Origin of the sequence: Tannerella sp. (assembly GCF_030528505.1) — a bacterium.
In the GTDB taxonomy this organism is placed as follows: domain Bacteria; phylum Bacteroidota; class Bacteroidia; order Bacteroidales; family Tannerellaceae; genus Tannerella.
This window is the reverse complement of record NZ_JAUMYS010000036.1, coordinates 16646-29403: the sequence shown is the minus strand read 5'-3', so window position 1 is coordinate 29403 and position 12758 is coordinate 16646. Positions and strand designations below refer to the sequence as shown.

The 12758-nt window shown below is 49.8% G+C and carries 9 protein-coding genes; 5 read left to right on the top strand and 4 right to left on the bottom strand.

All coding sequences use genetic code 11. The features are described 5' to 3' along the window. Positions 1-204: 204 nt before the first annotated feature. Positions 205-1857 carry a choice-of-anchor Q domain-containing protein gene (locus Q4A89_RS07140; protein WP_303184562.1) on the bottom strand — a complete coding sequence of 551 codons (1653 nt, stop codon included), beginning with the start codon at positions 1855-1857 and terminating at the stop codon, positions 205-207. A gap of 218 nt (positions 1858-2075) precedes the next feature. On the opposite strand from Q4A89_RS07140, the gene uvrB reads away from it, so the two are divergent. From uvrB to Q4A89_RS07120, 4 genes are all read left to right on the top strand, one after another. Next, positions 2076-4109, top strand: coding sequence for an excinuclease ABC subunit UvrB (gene uvrB / locus Q4A89_RS07135; protein WP_303184561.1), 2034 nt, complete (start codon positions 2076-2078; stop codon positions 4107-4109). Continuing rightward, entirely contained in the window at positions 4106-4957 is an 852-nt protein-coding gene (locus Q4A89_RS07130) for an N-acetylmuramoyl-L-alanine amidase-like domain-containing protein (RefSeq protein ID WP_303184559.1), read from the top strand. The genes uvrB and Q4A89_RS07130 overlap by 4 nt, the downstream gene beginning before the upstream one ends. Before the next feature lie 74 nt (positions 4958-5031). Next, positions 5032-6441 (top strand): tRNA uridine-5-carboxymethylaminomethyl(34) synthesis GTPase MnmE, encoded by a 1410-nt coding sequence (gene mnmE, locus Q4A89_RS07125; RefSeq protein ID WP_303184558.1) that lies wholly within the window; start codon positions 5032-5034, stop codon positions 6439-6441. A 243-nt stretch (positions 6442-6684) separates the two neighbouring features. Next, entirely contained in the window at positions 6685-7572 is an 888-nt protein-coding gene (locus Q4A89_RS07120; protein WP_303184556.1) for a Fic family protein, read from the top strand. Positions 7573-7707: 135 nt separating this feature from the next. Here Q4A89_RS07120 and Q4A89_RS07115 read toward each other — a convergent pair whose 3' ends face one another. The 3 genes from Q4A89_RS07115 to Q4A89_RS07105 all read right to left on the bottom strand — a co-directional run bounded on the left by Q4A89_RS07115 (position 7708) and on the right by Q4A89_RS07105 (position 11215). Beyond that, positions 7708-8226: a murein L,D-transpeptidase family protein gene (locus tag Q4A89_RS07115; protein WP_303184555.1), complete on the bottom strand. Its 519-nt coding sequence runs from the start codon at positions 8224-8226 to the stop codon at positions 7708-7710. A 151-nt stretch (positions 8227-8377) separates the two neighbouring features. Beyond that, positions 8378-8902, bottom strand: a complete 525-nt coding sequence (locus Q4A89_RS07110) for a hypothetical protein (protein WP_303184553.1) — start codon at positions 8900-8902, stop codon at positions 8378-8380. A 36-nt stretch (positions 8903-8938) separates the two neighbouring features. After that, the gene (locus tag Q4A89_RS07105; protein ID WP_303184551.1) at positions 8939-11215 is read right to left on the bottom strand and encodes a hypothetical protein; all 2277 of its coding nucleotides are present in this window, start codon (positions 11213-11215) and stop codon (positions 8939-8941) included. A gap of 778 nt (positions 11216-11993) precedes the next feature. Between Q4A89_RS07105 and Q4A89_RS07100 the strand changes: the two genes are divergently transcribed. Further along, the gene (locus Q4A89_RS07100) at positions 11994-12749 is read left to right on the top strand and encodes a DUF6261 family protein (RefSeq protein WP_303184550.1); all 756 of its coding nucleotides are present in this window, start codon (positions 11994-11996) and stop codon (positions 12747-12749) included. Positions 12750-12758 lie beyond the last annotated feature (9 nt).

Here is a 12758-nt window from a genome sequence, read left to right as displayed (position 1 = left end):
TCCAAACAGCTGTTTTTGTCCTGGAAACTGAGTATCCGGCATTCAAACAGCTGTTTTTGCCTTGTTGTTGTACAGCAACGGCATAAAACGGAGTTTCTGCCGCGCTGCCGTTTTCCTACTGCCTGTAAATTTTGCGTCCGAGAGACTGAAATATAATCGGGACGGTAACGAAATAAGCGTAAAAAAAATGAGACAGTTTCGTTATCAGTAAACAATCACTTTGGCCTTGCTTTCGCCGTTAAGCGAAATGAAGTAAATACCGTTGGGAAGATTTACGATTTTTGTACCCTGCTTCTCATCGTTATATTGCCGGATCAGTTGGCCGTCGACCGTATAGATGCGAATCGTGGCCGGACGGTCGAGCTGAATCGTTACCTGACCGTGCGATGTCCATATCCGATAATGCTCCTCTATGATGCCTGCGTCTTTAGGATTATATCCTTGATACTCATAGGAACCAAGATCAATGCTCTTGCCATATATACGTGGATTCCCGGCCAAATCCGTTTCGAACGTCAAATGAATATTTGTTCCCTTATCGATAAACGGACTGTTTTGATTCAGTTGATAATCGCCTTCTGTGGTTGGTGCGAAGCCGGGTGCCACATGATTTACGAAGCCATCTGCAATGCGAGTGAAATCATTCGTTTTAAGCTCGTCGATAAATGGGGCAGGCTCCCCTTCGATATAGCTTTTATGCATAGTGGGCATGCTCCCCGTAGCACCGTTGTTGTACAAGTTGGGGTAGCCGCCTGGCGCCTGGTTGTCCCAGATAATCGTGTTCGAAAACACGGGTAAAGACATTCCGATTTTAGTCCAGTTTCTTCCGGCTGAGCATGCGATACCTCCTCCTTCGGCCACAGCCCTGTTGCCGCAGATGGTGACATTCGTTAAGGAAGGAGCCACGTTCCCGGCATACGAATAACAGAACATTCCGCCCGCCCTATTAGCCACATTACCGGCGATCAGTACATTCGTCAGGTGAGGTGCCGATACAAGGTCTTCGCAAAGGCTGTAGAATCCGCCTCCCTCCTGTTGGGCCTGATTACCGACGATGCGTACGTTTTCTAATCGGGGCGAAGCAACTTTTTTTCCGCTGTTGAAGATTCCGCCGCCGGATCCTCCGGCCTGATTCCTCCGGATTGTGGAATGCCGGATGCTCACACTGGCTTCGTTGCTTTTCGCGTAAATAAAGATACCTCCGCCGTTTTTGGCCGCTTTATTCCCTTCGATGGTGAGATGCGACAGTTTAGGCGATATATCTTTATATGCCGTATAGGCATAAATGCCTCCACCAAATTCGGAAGCCACTGGCATGTGATTCATCAATACGCTGTTTGCCCCGTCGGCATTGCCGCCGCTGATGGTAAAGCCGTCTATTTCTGTGGAAGATTCGACATCGAACAGAACGAGCACATGATAGGCGTTCTCACTCATATTGGAGAAGTCGGTTCCGTCGTCGCCATTAAAGTCGCCGCTCAGAATCGTACGGTGCATCTTCCAGTCGCGATCTTTTATCGTTGTCTGGTCGGTTGCATCGGCAGGAAAACCACCATACAAACGAATGTAGCCGCGAATAATAAACGAGCGATGACGGTCGGTCGTTTTTTGGTTGGGGTCGTGAGCGAGTGTTTCTCCGATCCGCCGCGTCGGATGATAGGTGCCGGCCGCAACGTACACGGCGTCGCCCGGTTGTGCTTTATTCAGTGCAGCCTGGAGCGTGACCAACGCTTTCGACCATGATTTGCCGTCATGAGCATCGTTCCCCTTTGTCGCATGGACATGATAAACGGTCTGCGACATGACAGGCACGGCACACAGCAAGGCACATATAATCAGAATATTTCTAAGCTTCATAAGTTCTCTGTCATTTAATTAAGGCATGTGAGAAAAGACAAAGGACAGCATTATTTCAGAAAAGAGCAACAATATTCCGGTATATTGTACAAAACCCCGCCCTTGAACGACAAAATTTTGCATCGTCGAAAGAGGGTGGGCGGCCGATTTTTTCGAGTGTCTGGCGTATGCTTTTCCGTGAGGGTTTTGTATCTTTGTTCTTTCATTGCAGGAAAATCATGGATTTTGAACTTGTTTCGTCATATAAGCCGACCGGCGACCAGCCCGAGGCCATCGAGGCGCTTGCCCAAGGCATCCGCGAAGGGGTGCCGTATCAGACCTTGTTGGGTGTGACGGGCTCCGGAAAGACTTTTACCGTGGCTAATGTCATCGAACGGATCCGTAAGCCGGCTTTGGTCCTAAGCCATAACAAAACGCTCGCCGCACAGTTGTACAGCGAATTCAAATCGTTCTTTCCGCATAATGCCGTCGAATATTTTGTGTCGTACTACGATTACTACCAGCCGGAGGCTTATCTGCCCACGACCGATACGTACATCGAGAAAGATATGGCAATCAACGAAGAAATCGATAAGTTGCGTCTGCGTGCCACGGCCTCGCTGCTGTCCGGACGTCGCGATGTGATCGTTGTCTCGTCCGTCTCGTGTCTTTATGGCATGGCCGACCCGCGTGCTTTTGAAGAGCAAGTTGTTTATCTGGAGAAAGGGATGAAGATTGCCCGCGACAAGATGCTTCGTCTTTTTGTCGATGCGCTCTATGTGAATAATAAAGTCGATTTTACGAGCGGCAGTTTTCGGGTAAACGGCGATACGGTCGATATCTTTCCGGCTATCGAAAGTTACGACGGACTGGCTTACCGTATCGAGTTCTGGGGTGACGAGATCGAACGCATTGCATCGTTTAACCCGGTCGACGGACATGAATACGACGAGCAGGATACGCTGAACATCTATCCGACGAATCTGTTTGTTACGACGCAGGAACGTATCCGTACAGCCATCGGGCAGATACACGTGGACCTCGGAGAGCAGGTTCGGTTTTTGCAGGATATCGGGAAGCCGCTCGAAGCCAAACGCCTCGAAGAACGCGTAACGTACGACCTCGAAATGATACAGGAACTGGGGCATTGCGCCGGTATCGAAAATTACTCCCGCTATCTCGACGGACGTCAGCCCGGAGAACGTCCGTTCTGCCTGTTAGATTATTTCCCGAAAGATTTTTTGCTGGTGATTGATGAGAGCCATGTAACGGTGCCCCAGATACGCGCCATGTACGGCGGAGACCGTTCGCGCAAACAAACGCTCGTCGAATATGGTTTCCGTCTTCCGGCTGCGTTGGATAACCGTCCGCAGACCTTCGAAGAGTTCGAATCGTTGACGCCGAGCGCGATCTATGTGAGTGCTACCCCCGCCGATTATGAACTGATGAAGAGTGAAGGCGTAGTCGTTGAGCAGCTTATCCGTCCTACGGGACTTCTCGACCCGATCATCGAAGTGCGTCCCAGCCTCAACCAGATCGACGACCTGATGGAAGAAATCGCACAACGTGCCACTGCCGACCAGCGGGTGCTGGTCACCACGCTCACCAAACGGATGGCCGAAGAGCTGACGGACTATCTGAAACGGATGGAAGTGCGTTGTAACTATATTCACAGCGATGTCGATACGCTTGAACGGGTAAAGATTATGGACGATTTGCGCAAAGGGCTGTTCGATGTGCTGATTGGCGTCAATCTGTTGCGCGAAGGGCTGGACTTGCCGGAGGTATCGCTTGTGGCCGTACTCGATGCCGACAAGGAAGGTTTTCTGCGTTCCCACCGTTCGCTTACCCAGACTGCCGGACGTGCCGCGCGTAACATTAACGGCAAAGTAATCTTTTATGCCGACAAAATCACCGACAGCATGCGGCAGACGATCGACGAAACGAATCGCCGGCGCGAAAAGCAATTGGCGTATAACGAACGACACGGCATTACACCGAAGCAGATCGTGAAAAATACGGTCTCGGTGCTGGGGGGCGGACGTCTGCAAACGACGCCCGAGGCGTATGCCTATGTCGAGCCGGAGCCTTCGCTGGTGGCTGATCCCGTGGTGCAGTATATGACGCGGCCACAGTTGGAGAAAGCGATTGCGCAGGCTCGGAAACAGATGACCGAGGCCGCCAAGAAGCTCGATTTTCTCGAAGCGGCGCAATATCGCGACGAAATGTTGAAATTACAAGATATGTTGGATCAAAAAACAGAAGAAAAATGAAAAAATGGATCGTGTTTGTGTGGAGTATACTTGTATGTATGGCTTGCTCAGCTCAGGAAAAGGCCGATTATACTCCGGAAGACCGGGCGATTTTTGATGCTTACGTGCAGGCGATGCACGGGAAAGAGCATTTACCTTTAGGCGACCTGCTTGTCGAAACGGCGAAGTTCTTCAAGGGTCGGCCTTACGTGGCTTCGACGCTCGAAAAAGAGCCGGAAAGGCTCGTGATCAACTTGCGTGAGCTTGACTGTACGACGCTTGTCGAGTCTGTCCTCGCATTGGCTCGCACGGTGAAAGTCGGTGATCTTTCGTTCGAAGCATATGCCCGGCAATTGAAACAACTGCGCTATCGTCAGGGCGAGATTCACGATTACACGGATCGCTTGCATTATTTCTCCGACTGGATTTACGAGAATCAGCGCAAAGGGATCGTTCGGGACGTAACGTCCTCCATCGGTGGGGAGCCGTATCGCCTGAAGATGTCGTTCATGTCTGCGCATCCCGACAAATACCGGCAGTTAAAGTCGCATCCGGAATGGGTGAAAGTGATGCGTGAGAAGGAGGAGGAAATCTCGTCGCGTGAGACGTATGCTTGTATTCCCGAAAAGGAAATCGAACGTTGCGGCTCCGGCATGCAAAACGGAGATATCGTTTGTTTCGTGACGAATATCGAAGGGCTGGATATTTCGCACGTCGGATTTATTGACCGCGAGGGGGAGATGCTGACGTTTATTCACGCCTCGTCTTCGGCCGAGAAGGTGATCGTTAATCCGGAGTCGCTACAGACGTATGTGATGGAGGGTAAACGTACGACGGGCGTGATGATTGTCCGTCCGCAAGAACCGTAAACGACGGATTTTACCGATTTTTCCGCTCTTTCACGAAAAGAAGTATCTTTGTTCGTCAATTATTATTATACGTCATGCTTGATAAATCAACCGTTTGTGCTGTATCGACTGCCCCGGGCGTGGGCGGTATTGCGGTGATACGTGTATCGGGTCCCGAAGCGTTGTCTATTGCTCTTCGGCTTTTTCGATACAGAGGAGAAATGCCTGTCGCCGAATCGATCAAACCTCGATATGCGTATTATGGCGAGGTGATGGCTGGCGATGAATTAATCGATGAAGTCGTCCTGACTTATTTCCAGGCTCCCCATTCGTTTACCGGTGAGGATACGGTAGAGATTTCCTGCCATGGTTCTGTCTATATCCGACGCCGGCTGTTGGAGAGCCTCGTCGGAGAGGGTTGTCGGATGGCTAAGCCGGGCGAATTCACCCATCGAGCCTATCTCAATGGGCGGATGGATTTGAGCAGTGCCGAAGCTGTCGCCGACATCATTGCCAGCGAAAGCAAGGCGCAGCATCAGATGGCGATGAAGCAACTGCGTGGCGGATATAGCGAGGAGCTGAACGCCCTTCGGGGGGAATTGCTGCGCCTTACCGGGCTAATGGAGCTTGAACTGGACTTCCCCGAAGAAGATGTGGAATTTGCCGACCGCAGCGAATTGCTCGCTCTTTGCGATAAGATAGAGCATAAACTCCGTAAACTTATCGATAGCTATCGGCTCGGCAATGCCGTGAAGCGTGGTATTCCCGTGGCGATTGTGGGCACGACTAACGTCGGCAAGAGCACTCTGCTCAATGCCCTCCTTGGCGAGGAACGTGCCATCGTCAGTGATATCCACGGCACTACTCGTGACACGATCGAGGATACCATGCACATCGGAGGGTACCTTTTCCGTTTTGTCGATACGGCGGGATTAAGGCACACGGAAGATACGATTGAAAACCTCGGCATCGAGCGAAGTCGTGCCAAGATACAAGAGGCGGATATTATCCTCGGTGTACTTGATGCAACGCGTTTTGAGGCGGGTAATCAGCTCGAATATATCAAGGAGATTTGGCTGGAAAGAGGCGAACGGGCGATGCTTGTTCTTATGAATAAGAGCGAAAACCTCACCGAAGAGGAACGAAACCATCTCGATCAGGTGCTATGCGATTCCCTTGGTTGTTCCGAAAAAACACAGTTTATCTCAGCTCGCTTAGGGGAGGGAATAGATGAGCTTAGGGAAGAGTTGGTCAAGATCATGGATCGTGCTCAGGCGGGCGAAGCGGATCTTATTGTGAGTAATGCTCGTCATCATCAGCTTTTGCAAGAGGCTTACGACGCGCTTCAGCGCATGCGCTCGGGCTTCGATATGGGGCTTTCGACCGACTTGCTCACGCTCGATCTCCGCCATGCGATTACCTCTATCGGCGAAATCACCGGCCGCGAAATCACCAGCGACGACACGCTCCATTATATTTTTGCACATTTTTGTATCGGCAAGTAATTTCCGATTACAACCGATAATCAAATATTGCCAAATTGTCTCTATGGTGCCAACCGACAGCATCCGCAAGTTTTGCTCACAAGTCTTCCACTACGAACCCGCCGTCGAATACTGTTAGGCGATCAACTGTCTTGTTTCCTTACTTATCGGCAAGAAATCGCTTTCTATCGAAATAGGAATCCTGTATTTCTTGCCGGTGTCGGCAAGAAATAGTATCTTTGTAACAGAATTAAAGTTGTCGGTATGGATTTTATTTCTGCTAAAGAATACGCCGAAGTACACGGTATCTCCGAACGAACCGTTAGAAATTACTGCACTCTCGGTAAGATACCTGGGGCACAGCTTATAGGCAAGACGTGGAGTATTCCCAAAGCGGCACCTCTTCCTCTGCGCAAAAATGCTCGTATAAGGTTTTCTCCGCTACTCAAGGCGTTAAGAGAGCAAAAGGAAAGCCAGCTCAGAGGGGGGATTTATCATCGTACACAGATAGACCTCACTTACAACTCTAACCATATCGAGGGAAGTCGCCTAACCGAGGAACAAACGCGCTATATCTTTGAAACGAATACGATTGGCATAGCTGATGAGGCTGTACGAGTAGATGATATTATTGAGACTACGAATCACTTTCGCTGTATCGATTTCATCATAGACCACGCCCTCGAACCTTTGGCTGAACCTATGATCAAACAGCTTCACTCGATGCTTAAATCCGGAACATCGGATGCGTCTAAGGCATGGTTTTCAGTAGGAGACTATAAAAGACTGCCCAACGAAGTGGGTGGAGCAGCAACTACCGCTCCTAAGAAAGTGGCTTCTGCCATTCGGTCTTTGCTCCGAGAATACAGAAGTAAGCGTCAGGTTTCACTTGAGGATATACTCGATTTTCATCAAAGATTTGAGGCAATCCATCCCTTTCAAGATGGCAATGGGCGTGTGGGCAGATTGATTATGTTCAAAGAATGTCTTGCTCACAACATCGTCCCCTTTATCATCACGAATGAACTCAAAATGTACTATTACCGTGGGCTTCATGAATGGGAGCATACCCCCGGCTATCTTCTCGACACCTGCCTTACAGCGCAAGATCACTACAAAGCAATCCTCGACTACTTCAAAATCAAATACTAAGACATGGTCTTGTTTATTTATTGGAGTTATTGACTGATAGGCAGAAATAAAAATTAACGATAAAGTGTATCTACATACGTTGATATAAACGGACGAAAAGTCATCTCTTTCTTTTCTCCTGATGAGAGGATACCTTCACGGCTTAATCTCGATGGGGGTACCGATCGGGACGGCTTGATAGAGTTCTTCGACTTCGTCGTTTGTCAAGGCGATGCAGCCGGCTGTCCAGTCTTTGAGCAGGTGTATTTTGCCGATCCAGCCCCAGCCGTTCTTGAGTCCGTGTATTTTGATTTGTCCGCCGGGAGCTTTCCCGATTTTTTTCGCATGAGCGATGTCCTGTTTGTTGGGGTAGGAGATGCCCAGATTTTTGTAATAACCGCTGTGAGGGTTTTTATCATGGATGAGATACGTTCCTTCGGGCGTACGCTTATCTCCTTCGAACGCTTTATGTCCGACAGGCTGTTGTCCGAGTGAGATCGGATACGTTTTCAGCAAGGTCTCACCGGAGTAGAGGCTCAACCGGCGTTTGCTTTTCTCGACGACGATTTTATCGACGGTGAGCGATCGGTCGAGCGGTTTATCATATTTTCCCAAGAGCCACAGTCCCGCTATTCCTGCGATGATCGTCCATCCTATGATCCATCCGCGCTTCATATTCCATTCTTATATAACCGACAATATTCGTATACTTCCTTTAGCGCCCCCCAATTTCACCCATTCTTACGTATCTAAAGAGGGTATGCCCAAACATTACGTTTTGACATACCCTCTTAAACTTAGTTCATGTTATCACTTTACCGTGCTTCTATTTCTTTTCCGCACTGTCGGGCTTGGCCGTTTCTTCTTCCGTTGCCGGAGTTTTTTGCGTATCTGGCTCGGCCGGAGCAACCGGTTGCAGCACGACGGGAGCCGTCGTGTTTGTCTGCGGCGCGAGGAGTGTCTGCAAGACGTCGGCCGGTATATTCGAATTGTTGACCAACTGAAGCATCATCAGCCTTTCGAGACGGTCCAAGCGTTGTTCCAGTCCGGCGTTGTATCTCCGGGCCAGCGCCTCGTCGACCAGTTTACGCTTGAGTGCCTCCATTTTCGTACGCATCACCAGTTCGTCCAGCTCTCTCTGCCTGTCAATCGCATCGGCTTCGAGGGCGGCTGTCACGAGCTTGGTGACGAGTATTTCGGCCTGTTCGCGCGAGACCGGGATCAGCCGGTCTTTATCGCCGGCCGACAGGAGGCTCTGTCGGCGCAGCGTATCTCGGCGCGAGGTTTCTCCTCCGTCTGTTTGCTGAGCCATTGCCAACAGCGGTAACGAGAGGAGAAACGTTGCTATCATAAACATCTTTTTCATCATCGAACGAAATTTACGCGGTTAGAATACGAAACGATAGCCTACCGAAAATTGATTGTTCTTGAAAAGATTGCGAATCGAATAATCGACGAATAAGGCATTGTTTCCGAAGTTGAGGTTCGTACCCACGATCATGTTCGTACCGGCTCTGAGCGTTTTGTGCTGCTTGAAGAGTCCGAGTCCCAGACCGACGTAGGGGTGAAGAGGAGCGTCTTTTGCAAGCTGGATGTTGTAAAGCACGTTTCCGGAGAGGCCGTAGCCGGTCCGGCTTCCGAGGGCCAGGAAAAATTCGGGTACGAAGTCGAAATTCGTATTGCTCACTTGCAGATACCCTCGCAGGCCGATGTTGGCTGTAACCTGTTCGCCGAAGTTAATCCCGAATATCGGTGCCAGTCTGTTATACTTCAGGAACGCGTCACGGCTCGAGCCCGATCCATCTTCTCTTGTCACTACACGTGAGTCGGCCACGTTACCGTCGTGATTGATCGTTACGACCGGCGTCTGTGTCGGCATAATGATTTGCGTTGCCGGTTGCGAAGGAACGACGACTATGGTTGTATCTCCTGTTTCTTCTGTTGCGGTGTTGGAGCGCAGCAGTGCTTCGTAATTGCGGTCCATTTTCGAGCTTAATGCTTTGAGTTCGTTCAGCAGCGTATCGTTGGCCGGTGAAGTTGCCGCAACTCCTGCCGGTCTATCCTGCCGAAGAGCTTCGAGTACCAGCCCGAAATCGCTGTTTGATAGCGTGCTTGAGGTGCGCGATTTCTGTTCGTTCCGTATTTTTTCCATGACGCGGTTCACGAGCTCTTCGAATTCGCCGGCTGTCATTGTTTCTTTCGTTTGGGGCGAAGCACTTGTTTGCATGGATGCCCTCTCGTCCGAAAGCATTAGGCGTTTTTCTATCAGTCTGTTTAGCCGTGTTTCATCTCCTTTTTCGAGCGCTTCGGCCAGTTCGGCGTTCACGGCATTCAGTTTTTCTTCATATTCGGCACGCATCGCGTTGATTTTCTCGCGATTTTTTTCTCTTTCCGATTCCAGTGCCGAGGCATACAGCTCCGATCCGCTTTTCACCGGAGCGCCCAGATTGATACGCAGCCCGGCGGTATACATCATGCTCGTTCTGATTTGCGACGGTTTGACGATATCTTCGGGCGAAACGCCTTTTTTCGACATCATCATCGCATTTCCCGTTCCGAAGAGTGCGAAATAGCGCGATACCGGTATCTCGATTCCTCCACCCAGTTGCAGGAAGAGGTTGTTCTTGTCGAAGTTTTCTTTGATCTGATCCGAGTTGAAGAAGTTGTATCCTTTCGAATCCAGATAACCGCCACCGAACTGGAGGTAGGGCACGATGCCGCGCTGCTGGTTGAGGCGGGCAATCAAATTAAGTCCGTACATGCGCAGGTTGTCGTTGAACTTGAACGAGAGCTTCGCCGGGTCTTCCGTTGCCTGATAGTAGTATGCGCGAAGGCCTACGAGCGAGGAGAAGTCGACGCCGGCCGATCCTCCCACGAACCACTGGTCGGTGTACGGAAGTTTCTCGCTGAAATTCACGTAAGCCACGCCCGGTTCGAGCACGAACTTCAACCCGTTCACGAAGCCCGACGTGTAACTGTCGCGCACCCGCTTGTCGAGCCGGCTGATGAATGACGGATTCGAGCCGCCCAGATAGATATCGAGCGAAGCCATGGCTGCATAGTTTGCCAGACGTTTGTCCTTGTTGCCCATATTGGGATTAAAATACGCGTTCTGCGGATCCATATTGAAGAGCAATTGTTTGCCTTCTAACGAGAACACGATGCGCGGCGAGAGATTGATCTTGATGCCCGCGCCCAACGAAGCGAAAATCTGTTGCTCCTTATACTCTCTGGCATCGAGTCCTTCGGTAAACGGGTCGTACTTGAAATACTGCACACCGGCACCGGCCAGAATATACGGCGAGATGCCTATGCCAGAGAGGATGTTCAGTTTCGCTTCTCCGCTCAGTCGTGTAATATCGACCGTATGATTGGGAAGTTTGCTGATCAGGTCATCGCTGATGTTCCATTTCGAGCTCTTCAGTTTACCTTGAATATCGAACGACTTTTCGGCTACAGCCCGCAGCTCGAAATGAGGACCGAAACCGAAGCCGGCACGTACGCCATAGAACATATTATTCTCCAAATTAATGTTTTTGTTCCACCACTGGTATTCGATCAGAGGCGATACCGTTACGCTTACATCCTTGACTTGGGCCTTCACAAGTCCTGAGGTTAAGCATAGCAACGAAAAGAAGCAAGTCAAAATAAAATTACGTTTCATACTGTGTAAAAATTTAAAATCATTTGAATAAATAAAGGAATTTGTTTTTCTTTCCCTTTGCAAAGATAACTTTTTTTTGTTGATCTCAAAAATTTAAACAAATTTTAATTATTTCCGAAGGGCTTGACAATTTTTCTCGCGTCTTTGTTTGGCCTTATATGCATATCTTGTTAAAAAACTCTTTTGTGCTTTTTCCGATATGGCGGGGAAAAAAAACTCAGTCGAAACTTGAGTAGCTTTTTACATCATCCTTCCGATGGCCTTCTTTTTTATGCTTATAACATCTTTCTTGCATCCTGCGCGCGCAGGATCAACAAAAAAAACATCTTTTTTTTTGCGGTTAAGATTTCTTTCTTATAACTTTGTCAACGGTTAGTAACAAGAGTGTACGACGCGGAGTTTTAGTGATCGATTTTTAGGATAACATTTTGCAAGATAAAAAGTTTTTTTTCCCGTCGTACCTCTTTTTACGAAACGAAAACAGCGCTCCGGCTTTTGATGAAACGATAAAAATGCACCGGGAACACTTGGGCGGCTTTTATTAAACGCTGAAAGTGTCTCAGCAACTTCAGGGAGCTTTTCATTAAACGCTGAAAGCGTGCCGAGAACTGTCGGCAGCCTTTCATTAAACGATAAAAGCATGTCAAGAGCCCTGAGTGACCTTTCATTAAACGCTGAAAACGCGCCGGAAACTGCTGGCGGCTTTTCATTAAACGATAATAAACGAAGAAAGGAATAGTTTTTTATGATGTACAAACCTTAACAGAAAGAGAAGATTATGATTTCGAAAGTAAAAACAAACATGCGGGCTGCGGCTGTTAATACGTTAACGGCACGCATCGTTGAAATGTACCGAGCGAACGGCGCACTGGCGGCCGATCCGTTTCTGGCTAACACGGTGAACCGTACCGAGGCGCGGAATGTCGATTTGACGACGGCCATCCGGCAAGACAAAGTCCTCTCCATTATCGAAGAAGCCGATTTGCGTCGGGATGCGCCGGGACGTGCACTTTTCCACTTCTCACGCGCCTATCTTTTGCTCGACGATTTCGCGGCTCCGTCCGCACGCTATGCCGAAGTGCTCGGCAAGTACGGCGCACGCATCTTCAACGCGGCACAGGACGAAGAAACGGCTTATATCGATTCACTGCTGAACGATCTGGCGGCGGCGGACATGTCTGGCGTCGTATCGGCATTGCCGGGCGTGCAGAAAGCGGTCGAGAGCCTTCGTTCGGCACAAGAGATGTATAAACAGGCCAAGGCGGAATATGCGCAGGCGCTCGTGAGTGAAGCGGCACGAAGCACGGCCTCCGATATCCGCAAGGAAATCGTGGCGCTGCTCAACACGACGCTCTTCCCCTACGTCGATGCGCTGGCGTTGTCGAATCCCGGTGTCTACGGTACGTTTGCCGAAGCGATCGACCGTCTGGTCGACGAAGCGAATGCACTCGTTGCCCGTCGTGCAGCGATGAAAGCCAAGCCTGACGGAGACGAAACTCCGCCGTCGGCCGAAACTCCGGTATCGAACGGATGAGCAGTTCTA